This window comes from Mycobacterium sp. 1465703.0 (assembly GCF_001672975.1).
Classification (GTDB): Bacteria; Actinomycetota; Actinomycetes; order Mycobacteriales; family Mycobacteriaceae; genus Mycobacterium.
In genome coordinates this window covers 1-23,442 of the sequence record NZ_LZKU01000037.1, presented here as the reverse complement: position 1 = coordinate 23,442, position 23,442 = coordinate 1, and the positions used below count along the sequence as shown (strand labels likewise).

At 64.5% G+C, this 23,442-nt stretch carries 15 protein-coding genes and 2 pseudogenes; 11 read left to right on the top strand and 6 right to left on the bottom strand.

Annotation, left to right across the window (positions count from 1 at the left end; translation table 11 throughout):
- The first annotated feature begins 16 nt into the window (after positions 1-16).
- The 3 genes from A5625_RS03510 to A5625_RS03500 are packed head-to-tail and all read left to right on the top strand — an operon-like array spanning position 17 to position 4,250.
- The gene (locus tag A5625_RS03510) at positions 17-1,657 is read left to right on the top strand and encodes an ABC transporter permease (RefSeq protein ID WP_066989105.1); all 1,641 of its coding nucleotides are present in this window, start codon (positions 17-19) and stop codon (positions 1,655-1,657) included.
- On the top strand, positions 1,657-3,003 hold the full coding sequence (locus A5625_RS03505) for a hypothetical protein (RefSeq protein ID WP_066989085.1): 1,347 nt from the start codon (positions 1,657-1,659) through the stop codon (positions 3,001-3,003). Before A5625_RS03510 ends, A5625_RS03505 begins: the two co-directional genes overlap by 1 nt.
- A gap of 53 nt (positions 3,004-3,056) precedes the next feature.
- Positions 3,057-4,250, top strand: coding sequence for a hypothetical protein (locus A5625_RS03500; protein WP_232003389.1), 1,194 nt, complete (start codon positions 3,057-3,059; stop codon positions 4,248-4,250).
- A 74-nt stretch (positions 4,251-4,324) separates the two neighbouring features.
- Here the strand turns inward: A5625_RS03500 and A5625_RS03495 are convergent, their stop codons facing one another.
- From A5625_RS03495 to A5625_RS03485, 3 genes are all read right to left on the bottom strand, one after another.
- Complete coding sequence (locus A5625_RS03495; RefSeq protein ID WP_066989083.1) at positions 4,325-4,663, bottom strand: hypothetical protein; 339 nt, start codon at positions 4,661-4,663, stop codon at positions 4,325-4,327.
- 233 nt (positions 4,664-4,896) lie between these two features.
- Positions 4,897-6,168 (bottom strand): serine/threonine protein kinase, encoded by a 1,272-nt coding sequence (locus A5625_RS03490; protein WP_066989081.1) that lies wholly within the window; start codon positions 6,166-6,168, stop codon positions 4,897-4,899.
- Between the two features lie 19 nt (positions 6,169-6,187).
- Positions 6,188-7,708, bottom strand: a complete 1,521-nt coding sequence (locus A5625_RS03485) for a S8 family peptidase (protein ID WP_232003387.1) — start codon at positions 7,706-7,708, stop codon at positions 6,188-6,190.
- Between the two features lie 746 nt (positions 7,709-8,454).
- Between A5625_RS03485 and A5625_RS29475 the strand changes: the two are divergent.
- From A5625_RS29475 to A5625_RS03470, 4 genes and pseudogenes are all read left to right on the top strand, one after another.
- Positions 8,455-10,176 (top strand): annotated as a pseudogene (locus A5625_RS29475) (peroxidase family protein); the annotation flags it as partial.
- Between the two features lie 30 nt (positions 10,177-10,206).
- The gene (locus A5625_RS29470; protein ID WP_197515951.1) at positions 10,207-11,352 is read left to right on the top strand and encodes a catalase family protein; all 1,146 of its coding nucleotides are present in this window, start codon (positions 10,207-10,209) and stop codon (positions 11,350-11,352) included.
- A 127-nt stretch (positions 11,353-11,479) separates the two neighbouring features.
- A complete protein-coding gene (locus A5625_RS03475; protein ID WP_066989077.1) occupies positions 11,480-14,080 on the top strand; it encodes a LuxR family transcriptional regulator in 2,601 nt (866 codons plus the stop codon).
- Between the two features lie 1,100 nt (positions 14,081-15,180).
- The gene (locus A5625_RS03470; protein ID WP_066989074.1) at positions 15,181-15,771 is read left to right on the top strand and encodes a hypothetical protein; all 591 of its coding nucleotides are present in this window, start codon (positions 15,181-15,183) and stop codon (positions 15,769-15,771) included.
- 257 nt (positions 15,772-16,028) lie between these two features.
- Here A5625_RS03470 and A5625_RS03465 read toward each other — a convergent pair whose 3' ends face one another.
- Together A5625_RS03465 and A5625_RS03460 are read right to left on the bottom strand one after the other, a co-directional pair.
- Positions 16,029-17,045 (bottom strand): acyl-ACP desaturase, encoded by a 1,017-nt coding sequence (locus A5625_RS03465; protein ID WP_066989072.1) that lies wholly within the window; start codon positions 17,043-17,045, stop codon positions 16,029-16,031.
- Between the two features lie 176 nt (positions 17,046-17,221).
- Positions 17,222-18,574 (bottom strand): salicylate synthase, encoded by a 1,353-nt coding sequence (locus A5625_RS03460; protein ID WP_066989070.1) that lies wholly within the window; start codon positions 18,572-18,574, stop codon positions 17,222-17,224.
- Between the two features lie 347 nt (positions 18,575-18,921).
- On the opposite strand from A5625_RS03460, the gene A5625_RS03455 reads away from it, so the two are divergent.
- Positions 18,922-19,134, top strand: coding sequence for a hypothetical protein (locus A5625_RS03455; RefSeq protein ID WP_066989068.1), 213 nt, complete (start codon positions 18,922-18,924; stop codon positions 19,132-19,134).
- A 281-nt stretch (positions 19,135-19,415) separates the two neighbouring features.
- Entirely contained in the window at positions 19,416-20,657 is a 1,242-nt protein-coding gene (locus tag A5625_RS03450; protein WP_066989066.1) for a sodium-dependent bicarbonate transport family permease, read from the top strand.
- Between the two features lie 17 nt (positions 20,658-20,674).
- Here A5625_RS03450 and hemW read toward each other — a convergent pair whose 3' ends face one another.
- On the bottom strand, positions 20,675-21,847 hold the full coding sequence (gene hemW / locus A5625_RS03445; protein ID WP_066989064.1) for a radical SAM family heme chaperone HemW: 1,173 nt from the start codon (positions 21,845-21,847) through the stop codon (positions 20,675-20,677).
- A 245-nt stretch (positions 21,848-22,092) separates the two neighbouring features.
- Here hemW and A5625_RS30660 point away from each other — a divergent pair, with 245 nt between their 5' ends.
- The gene (locus tag A5625_RS30660) at positions 22,093-22,194 is read left to right on the top strand and encodes an Ms4527A family Cys-rich leader peptide (RefSeq protein WP_369829977.1); all 102 of its coding nucleotides are present in this window, start codon (positions 22,093-22,095) and stop codon (positions 22,192-22,194) included.
- Positions 22,195-22,307: 113 nt separating this feature from the next.
- A pseudogene (locus A5625_RS03440) lies at positions 22,308-23,375 on the top strand (nitrite/sulfite reductase); the annotation flags it as partial.
- Positions 23,376-23,442: the final 67 nt, after the last annotated feature.

Genomic DNA, 23,442 nt, shown 5'->3' with positions numbered 1-23,442 from the left:
CCGCCGGGGTCTCGATGTGAGTGCGCTGATGGTCCTCACCTTTCGCACGATATCGGCCTCACGACGCGACGCTGACCTGCTTTTCGCGGCGCTGGCGCCGGTGGGGTGTTTTCTGGGGTTTGCCTTGGTGCTGGGCAGCATCATCCACACCGGCTCGACGCCCTACCCACAATATGTCCTTCCCGTGGTCATCGTGCAGGCGATGCTGTTCGGGGCGATGACGACAGCCGATCGCGCCGCGCGAGATCGGCTGTCCGGCTTCGGGTCTCGTCTTCGTACTCTGCCGGTTCCGGCGGCGGTGCCGTTGGGCGCGCGAATGCTCTACTGCTTGATCCGCGCGGCCATTGCGCTGATCGCCGCTCTGGCGATCGGATGGTCGTTCGGCTTCCGGATGGAAGGTGGTCCGGGCGAGGCGGTGCTGTTCGTGCTGATCGCCATGACGTTCGCGATGGCGGTGTGCCTGGGCGCAGATGCCCTGGGCTCCCGGGTCGGCTCCGTCGAATCCTCGAGCCAATTATTGCTACTCCCCCAATTGGTCCTGGTCCTGTTGTCCACCGGAATCGCCCCGGCGGAATCGTTTCCAGCGTGGCTCGGCCCGTTCATTCGCTACCAGCCGGTGTCACAGGTCGCCGACACGCTGCGCGGACTGGCCACCGGTCATGTCACCAGTAGGGATTTAGCGGTGACGTCGACGTGGTGCGTTGGATTGCTCGCGCTGTTCGGCATTCTCGCGCTGCGGATGCAGCGACGCGTCAACGCACCGGGCCCGGCGCGGATCGTCCGCAGGGGACGCCGGCACCTCCCGCCGGTTCGCGACGCAGTAGTAGCGCAGCCTTCGGTCAGCGTGAACACCGATGTACGCCAAGCAATTCCGCGCCTGTCGTCGCTGACGGGATTCGTCAGCCAAAGCGCCTCGGAAGCGGGTCGGCTGCTGCGCCGCTGGCGACGCGACCCGATCGTCACGGTGCAGGCGCTGTTGTTTCCGACGTTTCTCCTCATCATCTACAAATTGCTGGTGGGCAAGTCCGTCCTGGCCGTCACCGGACACGACAGCCTGTACGGGCTGGTCCCGATGTGTGCGGTGGTCGGCGCCGTATTCGGAACTCTGGGTGCCGGTTTGGCGTTGCCATCAGAGCGGGAGTCCGGTGTGTTGACCCGGTTGTGGGTGCAGCCGATCCATCGGGCCAGCGCCGTGGCGGGCCGTCTGGTCGCCGAGGCCACCCGAACCGTCACGTCCGCCGTTGTGCTGACCATCTTCGGCATCGCGTTGGGTCTGCGATTCAGCTGCGGCTGGATCGCTGTGCTGGCTTTTGTGTTGTTGCCCGTGGCGCTTTCGGCGGGGATGGCGGCGTTGGTCATCGCTATCGCTGCCCGCGTGGACGGCAAAGCGATGGTGACCTGGCTGGGCGCGGCGTGCGTGGTGCTGCTGTTCCTCAACACCGGCGTTGCGCCCGCCCAGGTGTTTCCCGGCTGGTTGCAACCGGTGGTGCGTTTTTCACCCATATCACCAACGATCGAGGCAATGCGCGCGCTCGCGGCGGGCGGGCCGGTGCTGTCGCCGCTGTGCCAGGCGGGCTTGTGGTGCGGCGTCCTGGTGGCGGTTTTCGCACCGGCGGCGGTGCGCGGATATCGCACTGCGGCCGAGGCGGGGTGCTAGTGGCGAGGCTGGCGCTGCTGGACCAGGCCGCTTTCCTGCGGCTGCGTGCCACCGGGCAAGGCAGCACGGTGCAATGCACGTGGGTCTACGACCGCGCCGTGAACATCGACGAATTGCGGGCATTCAAAGACAATCTCGGAGCCGGTCTGCTCGGACGCCGGATCGAGCGCTCGCCGCTGCCGTTCGGGCGTCATCGCTGGGTGGCCGACGGTCATTCGCCCGACATCACGTGCGAACCGCGGAAACCGCGACCGGAGATCGGTGCATGGCTGCAACGCCGCGCGCAGGTGGCCGTCGACCCCGAACACGGCCCGACATTTCACCTCGGCGTGCTGCCGTTGGATGACGGCGGTACGGCGGTCACCTTGGTGGCATCACACTGTGTTGTCGACGGACTCGGTCTGGCAACCGCGGTAGCCGAGGCGATCAAGGGAGAAGGCCGCAATCTTGGCTATCCGCAGGCGGGTTCGCGCAGCCGGTGGCGTGCGGTGTTGGAGGATCTGACCGATGCCGTTCTCGACCTGCCCGCGGCCCTGCGCGCGCTGATCGCGACGCTGCTGATCTTGTTCAGGGCATCATCTGGTCAGCGGGCTCAGCCACCGGCACGCCGGCCGCGGGCGGCCGGAACGATAGACGAAGGCGAGAGCACGTTCCCATTGGTGACGATTCAAACCGATGATGCGGCATGGGAAGCACGTGCGCGCAGCCTGAACGCAAGCAGCAACACGTTATTCGTCGCTTTCGCGGTACGTCTGGCAAAACGGATTGGCAGGGTGCTGCCCGACGGCAATTCTGTGACGGTCGTGCTTCCCGTCAGCGACCGCACCGCGAACGACGACCGCGCCAATGCGCTGACCTCGATCACGCTCACCGTCGATGGCCAGGGGGTGGTCGACGATCTGGCCGGTGTGCGCGCCGACCTCAAGAGACTCCTGACGTCCCTGGGCGACCAGCCCAATGAAATGCTCGCCGGACTTCCGCTCGTCCCCTTCACGCCACGATGGTTGGTCCGGCGCGCCGAAAGCGTCGCGATGTCAACCGGTCATCTGCCGGTGGGCTGCTCCAACCTCGGTCAACTCGATACCTCCTTCGGCCGCATCGATGGTGCGGACGCAACCGAGGTCTCGATGCGGCTGGCCGAGCAGGGCGTCACCCGTCGGCGCTTGGAGCAGATGCACGGCCAATTGTTCTGCAGCACAGGAACGATCAACGGCCGCCGGTTTCTCGACGTCGTCGCATACCAGAACGGCGCCGACAACACCGCGGCGGGTGTTCGCGAGCTCGTGTGCGGTGTGCTGGCCGATATGAACCTGTTCACCACCACCGTCTACCAGGGACAGATTTGATCGTGGACTCGGACGTTGCGGTGACGGAACAGACTCCGCGCCACCTGCTGGGTATGGGCGCCGTGATTGCGGCTTGGGCGGTGGTCGTGATGTGGTTCGCGATCAAGGTCGTTCCACTTGACGTGTACTGGATGTCGTATTACACGGCCGACTACGCACACGGCTTCGTCCGTCGCGGGCTCGCCGGTGAATTGGTTCGCCTGGCGCCAACCCACTACTTCGCGGCCACCCTCGGACTGCGCTGGCTGTCGACGGCGGTGTACCTGTGCGGCCTGGCAACGGTCGCGGGCGTGGTGCTCGTAGGTCGCCGTCGCTCCGAGCGCAGGCTGATGGTTGCGATGCTGATTCCGCTGCTGCCGTTCGGGATTCCGTTCGCGGCCTTCTCGGCTCGGCCGGATCTGTTCGGCGGGGCGGTGCTGGCACTGTTCAGCTCGGCATTGGTGTTGGTCCGTTCCCGTGCCGTCGCCATGGGATGGTGTGCGGCCTACGGCGCGGCGATCGCGGCCCTGACGCTGGTACACGAGGCGATCGGGTTGCAATTCGCGTTGGGGGCGGTACTGGCGATCATCGTGCTCGGTGGTGCGCTGGAAAGCGCCCAGCGTCTCGGCATGCTGGTTGCTGTGCTGCCGGGAGTGCTCGTCACGGCTGTCGTGGCGGCATTCGGTCGTCACGACATCGCCTCCCAATTGTGCGCAGCGGTACCGCATCGCTTGATGCCCAATCCCTTCGCCACGGTCACCTCACCACGGACGCTGGTGCGCTTTCTGATTGACGGGCGGCCCAGCCAGACTGATTATCACGACTGGGTGTGCCGCAACGTAATGCCGCACTACGACAATGGCATCGCCGCGGCCATCCGCACCGTCGGCCACATCGGAGCACTCGGCCTCACCGTCTCGTTGATTTTCGGTGGCGCCGCCCTCGCGGCGACGTTGTGGGGAGTCAGTGGACTTTCGGGCGTCCCGTTGCGTGCGTTCACCGAGGCGTTGCGCGGTCGAACAGCCTCGGTGACCGCTGGCCTGCTGCTGGTCGTCCCGGTCTTCCTCACCGGCTATGACTGGACGCGTTGGTTGACCATCGTGGCGTTCGACGTCACGACCGTGTTCATTCTTTTCGCAGCCCGCCGACCGGAGATCGAGCAGTCGACGACACCACAAACGTTGCGACTGTTCATTCTTCTCGTCACCTCGTTCGGGCTGATCCCGGTTGGAGCGGTTCCGGGTTTCGGCGGCCCACGGATGGTCTGACGCCCGCTGTCTCCTTGTGCACCGGTTGATTGCGGGTTGCCAGCTGGGGTTGATTTCGACGTCGTTGTCGCGGGCTACTGCTGCACAGCGGTCGAGCATTCACCGACGATGACGTTGCCCAGATCGATCGGACCGGATCCATTGATAACCAGGCTCATCCGGTAGTCGCCGGCCGGCAGGTTGAACGTCAACGACCGCATCGCGCTTTGCCCGGGCACCAGCGGATCACACGACAGTGATTGACTGTCGCCGCTGCCCTCATCATCAAGGTCGAAGATGTCCTGATAGTCGGTGGAGGCGTCCTCGCCGACATTCTTTTCCTGCCAGAAGACGGTGAAATCGCCACCGGCACAGGGGTTCATCGGATCGGTGACAAAGGTGACCTGCTCGTCAAATACGATGGTTGCGGACACGGCTGCTGCCTTTCGGGGCTTGAATTCGCCAGCGCTTCCGTGTGCTGGTCGTCCTCGATGCTGTCCGCAGTCGCACGGCGCCCGATAGCGTAGTGCGCTACTCAGTTCGCCGATCGACCAGGCAGCGCCCCGTGGCACGGCCGTGCGGACGAAGCTCTGCTGCGTCGCTGCGGTAAGGACGTTCGCGCACGGCCAGGATGGCGAAACTTGCGGTCTCGCCTTCGGCACATGATTCAGGCATTCAGTCCCGCCGCATTGACGACCGCCCATAACACCTCGGGATGGCGGATGTCACTGTGCGCGCCGCTGAAAGCCGACTGGTTCGCACAGATGATCCGGTTGCTGTCCAGAGCGTAGAACTCGCCGGGCACGAACTCGTACGGCGAACCCACCGGCGCCAGCGGAACGACCGCCGGGGCCGGATCGCGCTGGTATCCGTCATGGCCCATCGCTCCCCACCGGTAGGTCAAGTCGGCGGCGGTCTCGCTGTCTTGGCGGCTCAGCATGCTCGCCGTCGGATACCACCATCCGACGGCGCGGTCGGCGGCGGTGAATGTCGACAGCAATGGCCCGTCGACCCGGTCGCCGTAGCCGGACAGGGAACCGGAGCGGCCCGGGTTGAACGGCAAGTTGGCGGCGAAAGCGAAGTGGGAGAAGGCACCCTGGATCAAAGTCAGTGACTTCACTGGACTGTTTGCGCCGGTATGCCCGTTGCCTAGTCCGGCCAGCGCGTAGGACACCAGCCGCGCGCCAAAACTGTGCCCCATCAAATGAATTCGCAGCGCGGCGTCGCGCTGCGCCAAGTCGGCCAGCAGTGGGCCCAACCCCTGCTGGCCCACCACGCCGGCACGGTTTTTCATCTCGTAGTAACTCAGGGTGCGCAGTACCTCCCGGGCGCCGGACCACATCGTGGTGAAGACATTGGCACCGCCCATGGCCCCGCTCCCGGCCTTGGGTGCCATTGCTCCGGCGTAGGCCAATACGGTCGCAGTTGGATCCTTGACGAAGGCATTTTCACCGTGGTCCTCGACCGCGTCGGACTGGGTCGTCACCAACGTGCTGGCCAACGTGTGGAACTCGTTCAGCTTGTCGGGGTCCTGGGGCCCTTGATCCAGCAGTGCGCCCATGGTGGCCAGGTCCTGCTGTTGGTCGGGAAAAGCGGGACTCAAAGCGGTTGCCAGTTCGGCGCCGGTGGAGGGCACCGGCTTGGCGGTGGTGGGATCGTCGTCGGGGAAGAGCAGTGATGGCCAGATGATGCCGGCGGCGGCGCTGGTAGCCACCCGGGGACCGAGCTGGTCGGCGAGCAGCCCGAACATCGCCACGTAGAGGTCGCGGGCGGAGTCGACGCCGTTGTTCCAGCCGTGGGAGAACACGAACAGGTCGGTGATGCCGCCCGCGGCGATCGCCTCGGGCAGGCCGCCGGAGCCGCCGCCGGTGGCGGTGTTGAGACTGCCGTCAGCGTTGAAATCCGCTTCGTAGTAGGGCAATCCGTGAATAGTGGTCATCGCGTAGCCTCCGCATCATTTAGACATTGGACAGGGCGCGCATCAGGTCGATCAGACCCGCGCCTTGATAGAACTCGTGGCGCCCCAGATCGGTGGCGCTGTCCATGAGCAGCTGCTTGATCAGTTGCGGCTGTCCGATGTATTCGGTGCGAGCCGACATGAATGCGGAGATCGCACCCGACACGTGCGCAGCCGCCATCGATGTTCCGCTGTCCTCGCGATAGCGGGCCAAGTGCTTGGTGTCATGCGGCGCCAGCACATCCACGCCCGCAACGAACGAACCCGTTGCGGCCGAGGTGATGCGCTCACCCGGCGCCACCAGGTCCGGCTTCTTACGCCCATCGAGGGTAGGCCCCTTGGAGGAGTCGAAACTGACGCCATAGGTGTGCGGCTTGTAGCGATGGACCGAACCCACCGTGATCGCCGAGGCCGCATTGCCCGGATCGGTGATGGTGGACAGCTGGCCCCGCACGTCGCTGCTCGGTCCACTCAGGGTTCCGGCGGCGCCAGCGTTGCCCGCACTCACCACGACCACCACCCCGGTGGCGGCGAGCAGATCAAGTTCACGACAGATCGGGCTTTGCCCGGCCGCGCAGTCCGAAGGCGGCCAATCCGAACCCAGCGAAAGATTCACGCCGTGAATCTGAACGGTGCGGCCGCCGGAATTGATTCGGCGCACCCAGTCGATCGCATCGAGCACCGCGCTGGACACTGTATTGCCGTCATCATCAAGCACTTTGAGGCTGACGAGTTTGGTCTGCGGAGCTACCCCGCTCAGCGTGGTTCCCGGTTCCAGGGTGCGCAGTGCCCACCGCGGCAGGTCTTGATCGGTGGGTTCGTTGGAGGCGATCAGCAGTTTCTCGTCATCGGGCGCTACGCCGGCGATGATGCCGGCGACGTGCGTCCCATGACCATGGACGTCAGTCAGTGGCCCACCGCGCGTCGTGTTGCCGACAGTGAAGTCGCGGTGCCACCGCTTCACCAGCGGATCGGTGAGGTTGCCGTAGCGAGCGAAGTGCGGATGTTTGGAGTCGATACCGGAATCCAGTACCGCCCACACGATGCCGCTGCCACCGCAGCCGTAGGTTCGCACGGCGGCGTCAGCTTTGACCGTGGTGACCGAGCGGTCCAGGTGACCACGCATCACATAGTCGGGCCAGATGCGGTAGATCGACGGGACACCCGGCGGGGTGCTACTTTCGGCCGCTGCGACGTCGGCGGTGGCCAGCGCCCGCATCTGCTCGCTGCTCAGCACGCAGCGCCAGTAATGTCGGGCGATCACGGTCGGGCGCGGGGGTGCCGAGGCACCCGAAAACACGGTGTCCCAGAGCTTTTTGAACCGATCGTTTACTGCCTTTGGGTTGTCGCCGGGGTTGAACCGCAACTCGAGAAGCACCATACGAGTGGTGACGTTCGTGTCGTCATCGACATGAGTCACCGTCATCTGCATTTGTTGAGGCGTCAGCTCGTCTGGGGTCCGCACCGCGAGGGGACTGATCAACGAATTGGTCACTGCCCGGCGGGGCTCACCGGCTTGCATCGCCGCACCCTGCTACTACAAAGATCTGTCCGATCGACATGGCTTCTCCTCTCACCGATCGGCCGCGTCGAAACACCCGCGCCGAGGGACCGTTGAGGTGACCCCGCCACGCGGCGGTTACCGCCACGGCAACTCAGACGGCGTTTCGTTTACCACCAGTGATCCTTACAGGTAGTTCGGGTTTTGCGATGGAGATTGGCCGGCCTCGATGATCGCGCTCAGCGGCGCCGGTTTCACGGGTAGTCGGCTACTCCATCTGTGTCGCAACTGGCCGTTGATCATTCACTCGATCGCAGGTGGCACCGGACGGCGGGGAGCCATCGGGTAGTCGACTACCCGTGCACCCCTGCCAATTCGCCGTTAACGTTCGCGTCGCCGCGCGTTGCGGATAGGCCCGAAGGGAGACGCATGGAGTCACCGAAACGATGGCGCGGCTGCCAGGCGCTGACGCTGCCAGCTCCTCGAATGCTCGATGCTGCGAAAATCTTTGGCCGCTGCGCGCCTCCCCTCATCCCTCCTCCTTTGCGCTGCCACTCAAGATGTCCGGCCGCCGCGCGGCCCTCGTCGCCGCACGGGACGGGCGCCGGCGTTGCCCGACGCGAGCGATGGATGTTCACCACCATCCAGCGCAACCACCAGCCCCACGTCCGACGAACTGTTAGTGTCCACTGCAGCTTCAGCTACCACGGAGCCGTTATGTGGAGGCGAACATGATGCTCACCGATCGGCTGGCGCGAGTAGCAGAGATGACCGACCGATGGATCGGATGGTTTCGGCTTCCCACGCCTGTGGGACTCGCGGTCCTCATCGGATTGCGAGAGCAGTTGCGCGAAAAAAATCTGTATGACACCGGCCGTGGACCTGACGACCACCCGCCCGGTGGTAATGGGGTTGCTTCCTGCCGTGACGCGCGCACTCTCGACGGCACGAACAACGACCTGCAATACCCGCTAATGGGTGCCCTGGGCAGCCGATTCGGCCGAAATGTCGCCACCGGCTTGACCTATCCCGAAGAGCCCGATCGCATACTCGAACCCAACCCGCGCGTGATCAGCCGGCGACTGCTCGCCCGTGACAGCTTCAAACCGGCGTCCACGCTGAACCTTCTGGCCGCCGCATGGATCCAATTCGAGGTTCATGACTGGTTCAGCCACGGCACCACCGACGAGGCGCCCTGGCAGATCCCCGTCGCGGCCTCCGATCTGTGGCCGGAATCGCCAATGACGATCAAACGGACCACACCGGACCCCAGCCCGGACGCCTCCGGCCCACCCACCTTCGTCACCCAGGACACCCACTGGTGGGACGGATCCCAGATCTACGGCAACACAAGCGGATTCGCGGACGGACTGCGCACCGGGCAGCTAGGGCAGGTCAAGATCGACGACGTCGGCTTGCATCCGGAGAAGCTCGAGACCTACCTCGATCCGCACGGGGCGGTCAGGGCCAACTTCTGGGTCGGGCTGGCCCTACTGCACTCCCTGTTTCTGCGCGAGCACAACGCCATCTGCCGCGAGCTCCATCGGCACTATCCCCAGATGAGCGATCAACAGCTCTACGACAAAGCCCGCCTGGTCAATTCCGCGCTGATGGCGAAGATCCACACCCTGGAGTGGACCCCGGCGATCATCGCCCACCCCACCACCGAATCGGCGATGCGAGCCAACTGGTTTGGGGTGCTCGGTCAGCACTTCGAGGACCGCTACGGTCGCATCACTCCCAACGAGGTGCTACAGGGTATCCCCGGATCACCCACCGACCACGACGGTGTGCCGTACTCGCTCACCGAGGAGTTCGTCGCGGTCTACCGCATGCATCCACTGATCCCCGACGACTACGTCGTGCGCTCACTGAGAGACGATCAGGAGCTGGCGCACTACGAATTACCGGATTTGGCGCAGCCCCAGGTCCGCGAGCGCCTGGCGCAATGGGAGACCGACGACTGGTTCTACTCGTTGGGCGTGGCCCATCCGGGCCAGATTACGTTGCACAACTTTCCTATCCACCTCCAGGACTTCCACCGGGTCAACGACATCCCCATCGACCTGGCCGCCGCTGACATCCTGCGGATCCGGGAACGGGGCGTGCCGCGCTACAACGCCTTTCGGCGGATGCTGCGACTCAAGCCCGCCGCCACCTTCGAAGACCTCACCGATAACCCGGTGTGGGCCCAGGAGCTGCGCGACATCTACGGCGACGTCGAGCGCGTCGACCTGATGATCGGCCTATACGCCGAGCCCAAACCACCGGGCTTCGGGTTCAGCGACACCGCGTTTCGGATCTTCATCTTGATGGCCTCCCGTCGCCTGCGCAGCGACCGGTTCTTTACCACCGATTTCACCCCGGCGATGTACACCGAGGCCGGCATGACATGGGTGCAGACCAATTCTATGCGCACGCTGCTGCTGCGGCATTTCCCGGCCCTGGAACCCACCCTGCGCTCGGTGCGCAATCCGTTCGCCCCGTGGCCCAGAACACCTGCACGGCCGTGGACCCGGATGTCCCCGGCGCCTACGACGACGCGCCGCTATCCACCGCCACCGGGCCCAGAACCTACTTACGTCCCCTACAGCGACGCCCTCGAACAGCCCGGCGCCGAGGAGGATCGCGAGATCGACGCGATCGTGAAGGCGTTGCGCGGAAACAACGAATGGGCGTACAAGAAGTTCCATCACGGCCTGCGCGATGCCCATGCCAAGACGCTGGCTGTGCTACGAGGCGAGCTCGTGGTTTATCCCGATCTGCCACCCGAGCTGGCTCAGGGCCTGTTCGCGCAGCCACGAAGCTATCCGGTGATCACCCGGCTGTCGACCACCTCCGGGGTGATCCGAAGCGACCAGATACGCGGAGTACACGGCCTGGCGATCAAAGTGCTCCTGGACGAACCCGGCCAGCGCATCCTGGCCGACGATGATGCCGCGACCCAGGACTTCCTGTTGGTAACCCATCGCGAATTCCCCTTCGCTGACGTGCGGGCTTACCTGCGGCGCGGCATGCCCCTGGCATGGCTGTTGGCTCGCCTGTCCGATCCCGCGCTGACCGCGGTGGGTGCGCTGCTCACGCGTGCCAAATCCGTCCTGGGCCGGGTGGGAGTGGCACTGCCCAATGCCGTGGAGATCTTCATCGAGCCCAACACCCACATCCTGGGCCAGAACTTCTATTCGTCGGCCCCCATCCGGTGGGGCGAGCACGTCGCCAAATTCGAGATCGTGCCGCTGTCGGAGTCGGTGACGACACTGGCGGGCCAGCCGCTTCCGGCCGAAACCGGCTACGACGCCTACCGCAGCCAAGTATTCGACTTCTTCGCCACTGACAGCGCCGAATTCGAGTTGCGCGCTCAGCTGTGCACCGACCTGGCCAGGATGCCCATCGAGGACGCGACCGTGCCGTGGCCGGAAGAACTCAGTCCCCACATCGGGGTTGCGAAACTCCGCTACCAGCAACAGAATCCGGACTCCCCCGACCGGCGCCGGTTCGGCGACGACGTATTGTCCTACAACTCGTGGCGCGGCCTGGCCGCACACCGCCCGCTAGGCCCCATCAACCGCCTCAAGCTCAAGGTCTACGAAGCTTCCAGCACCTTCCGCCATGACAAGAACCATGTCCGCCCCCTCGAACCGACGGTCGCTGACCTCCCCCAGTGAGCGCGCCGACTCACACACCGGCATGCCCCGAACCCCGGCAGTGTCGGCGAGGCTCCGCAGCCGGAATTTGCATTCAACGGCGATTTCACCCGGCGCCGGCCTGGGGACAGCCCTAGACTTCCCATACATGAGCAGCCGGTGGCAGTTGCTCGAACGCCCGGTCGAGCAGCAAACAATCCGCGCTGCGCTCACCGGTGATGAGCAGCGCGGCGTGGTGCTCATCGGTCCTGCCGGAGTCGGTAAGACGACGCTTGCCCGTTCGGTCACCGACACGCTGCCCTCGGCCGTGCACTGGGCCGCGTGCACCGAGTCCTCTCAAGCGATCCCACTCGGCGCGTTCCTGCAGTGGGTGGGTGCCTCGAGCGCCCGTGACCCCATCGCTCTGCTCGCGGCGGCGCGCGAAAACATCCTCGCCGGTGCCGATCCGGTGATCGGCGTCGACGACGCGCATCTGCTCGACCAGCTCTCGGCGACGCTGTTGCACCATATCGCCGTCGAGCGGACCGGGCGCATCGTCGCGACCGTCCGCAGCGGCGAGGCCGTGCCCGATGCGGTCACCTCCTTATGGAAGGACTCCTATCTGCAGCGGTTCGATTTGGAGCCGCTGTCGAAGGAGCAGAGCATTAAACTCGTCGAATCGGTGCTCGGCGGCACCCTGGAGGGCCTGTCCGCCGACGTCATGTGGTCGGCTTCCGGCGGCAATCCATTGTTCCTGCGACACATGGTCGAGGGTGCAATAGAAGCCCAAACCCTGACCGAGGTGGACGGGGTCTGGCAGTTGCGCGGACCCACAGCCGTCTCTTCCGGGCTAGCCGAACTGCTGGAAAGCCGGCTTGATCACGCCGGCGGCGCGGCACTCGGCGCGTTGAGGTTTCTGGCCTTCTGCGAGCCGCTCGACCTCGATGCGCTGGTCGAGCTGGCTGGTGAAGAAGCCGTCGACGCCGCCGAACTGCAAGGCCTGATTCGCATCGTGCGGGACGGACAAACGCTCAATGCCCGCATTAGCCATCCGCTGTACGGGGACGTGATGCGTCGCCGTACCGGAACCGCCTCGGCAAGAAAGCTGCGGGGCGACATCGTGTCGGTGCTGGCGGTCCGGGACATCACCTCTGCGGCGGATCGCATTCGGCTGGCGCAACTTTCCGTCGACAGCGACCAGGTCGCCGACAACGCTCTGCTGGTCGCCGCCGCTAAGGACGCCGTCTTCTTAGCCAACCTTCCACTTGGGGAACGCTTGGCGCGCAGCGCGTTTGAGCACGGTGATGGGCTACGTGCCGGCGAGTTGCTCTCCCGGGCGGTGCTGTGGCAGGGAAGACCGGGTGAAGCCGACGCGATCCTGGCACAGTTCAACCCCGAGGATCTCGATGAGTTGCAACTCGTCCTCTGGGGCATCCCGCGGCTGTCCACGCTGTTCTGGTCGATGGGAGAAATAGCCGAGGCTCACCAGATCCTCTCCCTGATGCGCGAGCGCGTCACCCAACCCGCGCTGCGCCTCGTCGTCGAGGCCACCGGGGCAGCGATAGCGGTGCACCAGAACCAGGTTGAAGACGGCATCGCCGCCGCCGAGGCAGTACTGGCCGACGCCGCGGCGCCAATTCAGGCCATCGACTTCGCGGCGTTCGCTGCCGGCCTGGCCATGCCCGTCGCAGGCCGCGGCGCCGATTTCGAACCGATCGCCGCACGGTGTCGCACCGAGCAGAAGCCCACCGACGGCATGATCCGGTGGATGATCCGTTACGGCGACATCCTGGCGCTGACCCACACCGGCAGACTAGATCTGGCCGACCGGCGGGTCGCTGACTACAGTCGGTTCTCCTCACAGGGACAATTCGTAGGCTGGGCGATCGCGAAGATCATGGCGGGGGTGGTCGCTACCTACCGCGGGACGTTCCTTGAAGCCATCACCTCAATTGAGCAAGCGCTCGCCGCGCTCAACGCCGAGAACTCGTTGCCGTGGCGGTTGCCGGGTCGGCTGTTGTTGGCCCGGGCGTACGCCGGATTGGGCCGCACCGCCGACGCTGAGCGGGTTCTGGCCGACGCGAACGAACACAGCGGTCCGCACTTGGCCCTCCACGAGCCGATGGCGACGATCGCCAGGGCCTGGCTGGCCGCCGGACGGGGCGGCGAACGCACCGGTATCGACCTGGCCCGTGCCGCCGCCGACAGCGCCCGCCGAGCGGGCCAGTACGCCGTCGAAGCCGAGGCCCTGCACCACGCGGCCCGCTTTGGAGACCGCACCGTCGCCGCTCGACTGAGCGCGCTGGCCAAACAGATCGATGGTGCGCCGGCCGCACTGTATGCCCGCCACGCAGCGGCGGTAGCCGGGTCCGATCCACGCGCTCTGGACGCGGTGAGCATCGACTTCGAGAACGCGGGGCTGTTGCTTTCGGCGGCGGACGCCGCCGCCCAAGCCGTCGTGCTGTATGAGCGCAGCGGCCACAACCGACACACCACCGAAGTCGCGGCTCGGGCACTGCGATTGGCGGCGGTATGCGGCGGCGCGACCACACCGGCGATCCGGGCTGCGGCCCGCCCCCTTCCGATCAGCTCTCGGGAACGTGAGATCGCGGCCTTGATCGCCGAAGGCCTGTCCAACCGCGAGATCGCCGACAAGCTGACAGTGTCCGTGCGCACCGTCGAAGGCCACATATATCGCGCCTGCATCAAACTCGACATCTCAGACCGCGACGAACTGGCGGCCATCGTTGCGGTCAACAAAACCGGCTGACGCCGGGTTGGCATGCTGCGGATTGCGGTGACACTACTTCACCTTGGTGGTCGTCAACGAGGTGACATCGAGTAGCGCGCGGCCGCATCGAATCCGGCAGTTCCCGCAGATCAGCGGACCACACTGGGGTGACCAGGATTGATGGGCGCTGAATTAGCCGCGCACACAGAAGGTTTCGTTTCCGCACCGGTCGCCTAGCCGGTCACGCGGCACGAGTTGAACACCGGCCGCTGTTCCCAATCATCAGGCCCGTACCGCAAGACCCCTCGCGGCATAACGAGTAGCCCATTACGCGCGCCCGCTGTGCGGGTGACCTCGTAGGTTTTTATCGAACCACGGTAACGCAATCCACCCTCAGGGAGACGAAATGCTATCTATCCCAGTAACAGTGGCGCCGCACCAGGATGACGCCACACCCGTTCTCGCTGTGGCCGGCCGCGCACCCGCCGGTCATTTGCCGCCGCACACTCCGGTTGTGAGGGGTGGAGTGACCGCGGCAGCGAGCGCCGGGGAAGCGCAAAGCACCCCCGCTTCCCTGGCGCCCGTTCCCAGCACCTCACGCGGGGTGGTGTTCGCAGCTGGCGTCGCCGCATCCCAGACGAGCGCGGTCCCGCGCCGCTGGGTTGTCTCGCTCTGGCAACAATTAGCGTCGCGCTCAACGGCCCAGCGCCGACCGCAGCGCTACTACCCACCCCGGCGCAACCCTTACTTTGAGCGCGCCGCTATGGCTCGCGCGATGGAACGACTATGAACAGCGTGGTCATGGCCGGTGAAGGCGTAGTCCTGGTGATGGTCAGCGTCGGAGTGCACCACCTCTCCGCATGGTTGGAACGCTGGGACTACGAACGCCACCGCGAGGATTGAAGCGGCACGATGTTCGAAAGTGGCACCAGGGCGAGCTCGACGATTCGAGTAGTGCACTACGCATGCTCCCCCACAGAAGCTGGCGTAGACCTGATCCCATCGGCTGGGACCGCATCACGGATTTCGCTGAGGACCGAATTGGAAGCGCGACGGACTCACGCGACCGCTTAGCGAAGAACCGTGATTCAGCCTGCCGGCGATGAACCATCAACAAACTCAGAGAACGGAAGCCCGCAATGCCCAAATTGCCCGCAGGAACCTCGCAGGATCCATTTGTCGCCTACGCAGACTGCATCCTCGAAGGAGGGTCGCTGGCATGGCGGAACAATAATCCGGGAAACCTGCTGCCGGGAAAACTCCCCTACAAGAACGCAATCGGCGTCGACAAGCGTGGGCTTGCGATTTTTCCCGACTACAACTCGGGGTGGACGGCATTGCGGGACGTGTTGCGCTCCAACGTCTACGCCAACGTCAGTATCGCTGACGCAATGAAGAAATATGCGCCAGCCGGCGATCCCCGCAACGATCCCGCCGCCTACGCCGTCCGGATTCAGCAGCTCACCGGTCTGGACACAACACGGCTTGTCAAAGAGCTAAGCGATGCTGAACTGCAGAAGATGATGAGCGCCATCAGATTGGTCGAGGGGTTCACCCCGGGAACGATTCACCGCCCGACGGACTCCAACTTGACACCTCAACTCCGAGACCTATTCGGCGCATCTCGCACCTCCGATACGTCCCACAGCTCGGACAGCTCGGACACGTCCGAAGCGTCGGACGACTCGGACGCGTCGACAGCACTGGAGCTCGCGGGTGTCGACAGCTAGGCAGACCGCACCGCTTTTCGTCAATTGCCCAGTTGTTCAACACTTTCCAATACGGCAGAGCGAAGGCCGGGACTCACTCGGGGGCCGCAAGCACAACTCGGCTTGCAACTTTACAACCGCCTGGGCCATCTGCCAGGCCAGACACGAAAACGCCGCGCGAGTGCGCGAAAAACATGAGAATGACCGACATTCGCCGTCGATTCTGAGCGGCCCTGCGCGATCAGGGTTTTCGCCGCCCTCACGCTCCCCAGCGGTGTTCAGTGCTTGCTCAGCGTCAGCGTTCCTTTTGTTTGCAGCACTTTGCTGGCGGTGATTTTCTCGGTTCGCCGCGCCTCCCGCTCCAGGTAGCGGTGCTTGGACTCGTCGAATTTCTCCGAGGCTTCCTGAAGTTCCTTGACCAACAGGGCCAGATCGTCGCGCATCCAGGCGGCTTCGCCGGTGAAGTCTTCGCGCTCGAAGATCCGCCACTTCTTCAGTACGGGCATGACGACTTCGTCCAGATGGATGCGCGGATCGTAGACACCACCGACGGCGATGATTACTGCCTTGCGCCGAAACTCCGGCACTGTGAATCCGGGCATCTTGAAGTTGCGCAGAATCCGATGCACCGACTTCATCGCCTGATCGGGTGCGATGTCCAGACCCGCGGCACTGACATCCCGGTAGAAGAGCATGTGCAGGTTCTCGTCATGCGAGACCCTGGCCATCAACTGCTCGGCGATGGTGTCATTACTGACTTTGCCGGTGTTGCGGTGCGACACACGGGTTGCCAACTCCTGGAACGAGACATACATGACCGAATCGAACAGGCTCTCAGCGAACATGTCGCCCTGCTGATTCTGGCCGGGGCTGAAGCCCCTCGTCATTTGCTCCAGCCGCAACCGTTCCAACTCAACGGGATCGACAGCGCGGGTGACCACGAGGTAGTCGCGCAGCGCCGTGCTGTGCCTGGCCTCTTCGGCGGTCCACCGATTCACCCACTGGCCCCATGGACCATCCATGCTGAAATTCATCGCGATCTCACGGTGATACGACGGCAAATTGTCTTCAGTCAGCAGATTTTGAACCATCGCCACCTGCGCGACGTCGGGCAACCGGGTTTGCCCGGGCTCCCAATCCTGGCCATCCAGCGCGTAGAAGTTTTTGCCGTCCGACCAGGGAACGTAGTCGTGCGGGTTCCATTCCTTGAACATCGACAGATGACGATTGAGCAGGCGCTCGACCACCGGCTCGAGTTCGTGAAGTAGCTGCAGGTTAGTCAGGCCCTTGGACACGGAACCCTCCCAGTTATGATCGGTAAGCGCGATGTATGTGTGTCGCGCGGTTACACAAAGATGACACGCACCGGAACCGGGCAAATAGGGCCGAAAGTCCCTACCCCACCAACAGTGACGCAGGGCACATGCAGCGGCCGGCTATAGCCGCAGCCGATTAGTCAAGTGATGAGAAGCTATTGGCGCGCAATCAGATACGGCGCCAGCGTGGACAACTTCTCGCAAGTCTCTTCGAATTCGCGGTCCGGCGTGGACTCTTCGATGATGCCCGCGCCCGCCCGCAGCCACGTCTTTCCGTTACGTTCATAGGCCGCGCGCAGCGTGAGGGCCGCATCCAATCCGCCGTCGGCTGAAAGCATCACGACCGCACCGGAATACAACCCGCGCGGCCCCTCGTCCAGGCGCATGATCGCTTCGACGCCGCTGACTTTCGGGATGCCCGACGCGGTGACCGCGGGAAACAGCGCTTCGAGCGCGTCCATCCGGTCGTTCGACGTGCCCAGCCGCCCGCTGACGGTGGAGCCGAGATGCTGCACACTCCCCCGTTCCCGCACTGTCATGAAATCGGTGACGACGGCGGTGCCCGGCTCGGCGATCTCGGCCATTTCCTGCAGCGAACTCCGCACCGAAATCGCATGCTCGACAATCTCTTTGGAATTCGATTCCAGATCGTCTCGGGCCTGGCGGTCACGGGCCTCGCCACGACCGAGCGCACGCGTCCCGGCCAAGGGTTCGGTCACCACGACGCCGTCGTGGTGCACGGCGGCAACCAGTTCGGGGCTGTAGCCCACCGCGCGAATCCCGCCCAGCCGCAGCAGAAATGACCTTACCGGGGTGTTGTGCCGACGGGCCAACCGGTAGGTGGACGGGAAATCAAGCGGGAAAGGCACTTCAAGAGAACGGGAAAGAATCACCTTGCGGTAGCGGCCGGCGGCGATCTCACCGACCGCCGACGCCACCCGATCGCGGTAGCCCGTCGCGTCCGCAACGACATCGACGGCCGAGGCGTCGGGCACCTCGGGCACGCCGTCGCCGAGCACACCCAGGACTTCGTCACGGTGGCCGACCGATGCGCCGAACAGACGGACCTCCTCCCGGGTCACCACGATGCGCCCCTGCGGCCAAAACACCCGGGCCAGCGCGGTTCCCGGTGCCAGCCGCTGCTGCAACCCGTAGCGATAAACCCCGAATTCGAACGCGATCCAGCCGAAGAGTTGATCGGTCTCCAGCAACATCCGGTCAATAGCTTCGCCGAGAATCGGCCCGGGCGTGCCCGACCATTGCTGGCGCTGAGTCATCCCGTCGCGAATCACTCGCAACTCGTCGCTGTCCAGCTCGATCATCGCGTGCACACCGGTGGCCAGCACCCATTCACCGCCGCGCTCGTAGAGCAAATACTCTTCCCCGACGCGTTCGGACAGCACCACGGCCAGCTCGGCCGCCAGGTCAGCCGGGTCGATATGCACGGGAAGCGGGATCGACGGCGACTCAGAGCCGGCGGAACTTGTCTCGACGCTGACCTCGGTCACGAGTAGTAAATGTAGCCTAACCTATGTAGCGGTGCGCAACCGATCCCGCCAACTGGCCCGGCCATTGGCCGCATTCAGCTAAAACTCCCGCGGAGTTAAATCGTTCGCGGATCGGGAGCTACCCGCCCGAACACCCCGGAACACAGTCACCTCCAGCCCGTTCGCGCAGGTAGACGGGGGTCGACGTCGGCTTCGCCCGGCCCGCTGCGCCGCCGGCTGGGAAGGTCGCCACTCCAAAGGTTTCCCAACCGTTTACGTAGCGGCCGCACACCGAGCGGCCGCGGCAGCGACACTTTCCATAGCGCTCGACTGTCCACCCGACGGATCCGCCGGATCGGAGGAACACCATGTTCATAATCCGGCTTGCCAACGGCGAGGAAGTGCATGCGAGCGAAGGCGACGAACTCGAAATCAATCAGCAGACCGGCGTGTTGTCGGTATCTCGTGTCGACGGTTTCGAGGAAATAACGACGCATTACTCGCCGTCGGCCTGGCTCTCGGTGACGCATCGAAAAAAGGGCGCCGGAGTCAGACCCTCGCTGATCTCGTCGGCGCACTGATCGCCATTTACTCCACAGTAAATGTACAGCATCTTCACACCAACCTCGACGCTCCTAAAGCGCGTGCACCCGGTAAAAGCCGTCTGAATTTTTTGCCTCTGACCAGCCCTTTTTCCGGCTAACAGGGAGCGGGAAGGCGACGGCGCGCCTGTGAGCTGTCGAGTGGCGGGGAGCTAAGCGGCGGGGATAAATTCTTCACGGTCGTCGGGACGTTTCGTGATTGCTCCGCTTGCGGACGGTGGTGCTCCCCTTGATCAGCGCTCTAATAAACGGAGGCATCAATGCTGCAAGAGTTCTGGCACAACTTCACCCATAACTTGTTCAAGCCGCTACTACTGTTCTTTTACTTCGGTTTTCTGATTCCGATCCTGAAGGTGCGGTTCGAATTTCCCTATGTGATCTATCAGGGTTTGACCATGTACCTGCTGCTGGCCATCGGTTGGCACGGCGGGGAAGAACTCGCACAGGTCAGCGCGTCCAGCGTCGGGGCCATCGTGGGCTTCATGGTCCTGGGCTTCGTGCTGAATTGCCTGATCGGCGGCCTGGCGTACCTGGGGCTCAGCCGCCTGAAATCACTCCGAAAAGTCGACCGCGCGACGATTGCCGGTTATTACGGGTCGGACTCGGCGGGAACCTTTGCCACCTGCGTGGCCGTGCTCGCGGCGGTGAACATCGCTTTCAACGCGTACATGCCGGTGATGCTGGCCGTGATGGAGATCCCGGGCTGTTTGGTGGCGCTGTACTTCGTTGCCCGACTGCGCCACCGGGGCATGGACTCCGCCGGCTACATGCCCGACGAGGCCGGCTATACGCCGCCGGTCAAAGTTGGGGTCGGCCCCGGCACTGCTGCGCGTCCTCCGCACGGCCAGAGCCTGGAGAGCCAGGAGGAAGCGGCCATCGAGCAGGAGCTCGAGCTTTCGCTGGAAAAGCTGGAGCACCCGGATTGGGAGGCCCACCAGACCCCGCCGCGCGGCAAGCGCAAAAGGGCGCCGATCTTCTCCCGGGAGTTGTTCCAGGAGGTCTTCCTCAACCCTGGCCTCGTCCTGTTGATGGGCGGCATCATCATCGGCCTCGTCAGTGGACTGCAGGGACAGAAGGTCGTCGCCGACGACGACAAATTCTTCGTCCTGGCCTTCCAGGGCGTGCTGTGTTTGTTCCTGCTCGAGATGGGGATGACGGCGTCGCGCAAACTGAAGGACCTTCGTACGGCGGGGCCAGGATTCATCGTCTTCGGCCTGGTAGCGCCGAATGTCTTTGCGACACTGGGCATCGTGGTGGCCTGTAGCTATGCATCGCTGACTCACACCGATTTCAAGCCCGGGACCTACGTGTTGTTCGCGGTCCTGTGCGGGGCGGCGTCCTATATCGCTGTGCCCGCGGTCCAGCGCCTGGCGATCCCGGAAGCGAGTCCCACGCTGCCGTTGGCCGCCTCCCTGGGGCTGACGTTCTCCTACAACGTCACGGTGGGAATTCCGCTCTACATCGAGATCGCCCGCGTCGTCGAGCATTTGTTCGGGGTCTGACGACACTGACAATTCCGCTATCCCAATAGCGTTCGCACCACACCGTCGGCCAGCAGCCGTCCGCGCGGCGTCAGGACGAGCCTGTCGCCGGCGGCCACCAACAGTCCGTCGGCGATCACACCATCGGCACGTTCACGCTCGGCGCCACTCAGCAGGCCAACCGGAAGACCTTGGCGCAGACGGATTTTCAACAACACATCCTCGGTGTGCAAGGCCTCGTCATCGAGTTGCTCGAATCCGGCTACCGGCAGAGCCGCCGCACTCAGCCTCTCCGCATAAGCGTTGGGATGCTTGACATTCCACCAACGCGTCGTGCCCGCGTAGCCATGCGCGCCCGGCCCTGCGCCCCACCATTGACCGCCGTCCCAGTAGCCGAGGTTGTGCCGGCATTCTCCGCCCGGTCGCGACCAGTTGGACACTTCGTACCAGGACATGCCCGCCTCGGACAGCCGCGCATCCACCAATTCGTAGCGGTGGGCCAGCACGTCGTTATCCGGGGCGGCCAGTTCGCCGCGCCGCACTCGGCGGGCCAGCGCGGTGCCTTCCTCGACGACCAGCGCGTAGGCGGACACGTGATCCACGCCGGTCTCGATCGCCGTGTCGACCGAGCGCAACAGGTCGTCGTCGGACTCCCCCGGCGTTCCGTAGATCAAATCAAGGCTGACGTGCTCGAAGCCCGCGGCCAACGCCTCACGGGCGGCGTCAGCGGACCGGTTCGGCGTGTGAATGCGGTCGAGGACACCCAACACCTTCGGCGCCACCGACTGCATCCCCAGCGATACCCGGGTATAGCCGGCGGCTCGGATGGCATCGAAGAAATCCGGCCATGCCGACTCGGGGTTGGCCTCGGTGGTGATCTCGGCGTCGGCTGCCAGCGTGAAGTGCTGGCGCACCATGTCCAGCAGCGTTGTCATTCGGGGACCCCCGAGCAGGGAGGGTGTTCCGCCACCGACGAAGACGGTGTTCACCGGGGGCGCCTGCAGCCTGGCAGCGGCCAGTTCCAGTTCGGCTCCCAGTGCGCTGAGCCACGCGTCCGGGTTGACGCCGCCCAATTCGGCCGGGGTGTAAGTGTTGAAGTCGCAGTAGCCGCAGCGCGTTATGCAGAACGGGACATGCAGGTAGATGCCAAACGGCCGCCCAGCGACCACCCGGAGTTCGGGCAGGTCGACCGGTGCCTCGCGAATGGCCATGCCACATGATCCCACGACAAACGAGGCACCTCTCGGCCACAAGTCGCTGTGCGCCAAGCGTGCACTCACTGCGATATTCGGGCGGTTTTCTCGCAGTGGTTACACGTTCGGCATGACAGCACGGCGATCGGGCCGGCCCCAAGAACTTCTCGCTGCGGGCCGGCCTCCCCGGCTTGCCCAGTACTTTCAATCACCGTGAGCCAAGATTTGACCTGCTCGCGTAGCCGTTGGGCATCCGTGGCACAATGGTGGGCGTGACTGTCGACCAGCCAAGCCCGCACATTGTGCTCGTGGCGCGACGGCACATCGATCTCAAGCGCGTTTGCAGCTGTATCTGTCTGCCTTGACGTGGTAGACCCAGCCCCCCTGCGTCTCCAGTCGGCCGACGGTTCCGCGCCGCCCAAAAGTGTCGGCGAACTGTGCTGGGCGCACTGGCGATCTTTCTGAAGGAGAACTTCCGATGACCACCGCCCGACCCGCTAAGGCCCGTAACGAGGGCCAATGGGCACTGGGAAATCGCGAGCCGCTGAATCCGAACGAGCAAATGAAACAGGCCGGCGCCCCGCTGGACGTGCGCGAGCGCATCGAGACCATCTACGCCAAGAACGGGTTCGACAGCATCGACAAGAGCGACCTGCGTGGCCGCTTTCGCTGGTGGGGCCTGTACACCCAGCGTGAACAGGGTTACGACGGTTCATTCACCGGCGACGACAATGCCGAGTTGCTGGAAGCCAGATACTTCATGATGCGGGTGCGCTGCGACGGCGGTGCACTGTCGGCGGCCGCGCTGCGCACCGTGGGCCAGATCTCCACCGAATTCGGCCGTGACACCGCCGACATCACCGACCGCGAGAACGTGCAATACCACTGGATCGAGGTCGAGAACGTCCCCGAAATCTGGCGGCGGCTGGCCGAGGTCGGGCTGCAGACCGCCGAGGCGTGCGGCGACTGCCCTCGCGTGATCCTGGGCTCACCGCTGGCCGGGGAGTCGCTCGACGAGGTGCTCGACCCCAGCTGGGCCATCGAGGAGATCGCGCGCCGCTACATCGGTCAGCCCGACTTCGCCGACCTGCCGCGCAAGTACAAGACCGCGATCTCGGGTCTTCAGGATGTGGTGCACGAGGTCAACGACATCGCGTTCATCGGCGTAAACCACCCCGAGCATGGCCCGGGGCTGGACCTATGGGTCGGTGGCGGACTGTCCACCAACCCGATGCTGGCCCAGCGGGTCGGCGCCTGGGTGCCGCTCGAAGAGGTGCCCGAGGTGTGGCACGCGGTGACCTCGATCTTCCGCGACTACGGCTACCGACGGCTGCGGTCCAAGGCCCGGCTGAAGTTCCTGATCAAGGACTGGGGCATCGAGAAGTTCCGCGAAGTGCTCGAGACCGAGTACCTCAAGCGTCCGCTGATCGACGGCCCGGCTCCCGAGCCGCTGAAGCATCCGATCGACCACGTCGGAGTGCAGCGGCTCAAGAACGGGCTCAACGCGGTGGGCGTCGCCTCGATCGCCGGTCGAGTGTCGGGCACGTCGAGGATGACCAGCTTCTGATAGGGGGTGAGCCGGATACGGTCCGAGCCGGCCCACTCGGCGAGGT

Bases quoted from the DNA above. Each gene is read 5' to 3' on its own strand.
- A5625_RS03500 (WP_232003389.1), top strand. From the start codon at position 3,057: ATGGGCGCCGTGATTGCGGCTTGGGCGGTGGTCGTGATGTGGTTCGCG.
- A5625_RS03490 (WP_066989081.1), bottom strand. From the start codon at position 6,168: ATGACCACTATTCACGGATTGCCCTACTACGAAGCGGATTTCAACGCT.
- A5625_RS03485 (WP_232003387.1), bottom strand. From the start codon at position 7,708: ATGCAAGCCGGTGAGCCCCGCCGGGCAGTGACCAATTCGTTGATCAGT.
- A5625_RS29470 (WP_197515951.1), top strand. From the start codon at position 10,207: ATGTCCCCGGCGCCTACGACGACGCGCCGCTATCCACCGCCACCGGGC.
- A5625_RS03475 (WP_066989077.1), top strand. From the start codon at position 11,480: ATGAGCAGCCGGTGGCAGTTGCTCGAACGCCCGGTCGAGCAGCAAACA.
- A5625_RS03470 (WP_066989074.1), top strand. From the start codon at position 15,181: ATGCCCAAATTGCCCGCAGGAACCTCGCAGGATCCATTTGTCGCCTAC.
- A5625_RS03455 (WP_066989068.1), top strand. From the start codon at position 18,922: ATGTTCATAATCCGGCTTGCCAACGGCGAGGAAGTGCATGCGAGCGAA.
- A5625_RS03450 (WP_066989066.1), top strand. From the start codon at position 19,416: ATGCTGCAAGAGTTCTGGCACAACTTCACCCATAACTTGTTCAAGCCG.
- hemW (WP_066989064.1), bottom strand. From the start codon at position 21,847: ATGGCCATTCGCGAGGCACCGGTCGACCTGCCCGAACTCCGGGTGGTC.
- A5625_RS30660 (WP_369829977.1), top strand. From the start codon at position 22,093: ATGGTGGGCGTGACTGTCGACCAGCCAAGCCCGCACATTGTGCTCGTG.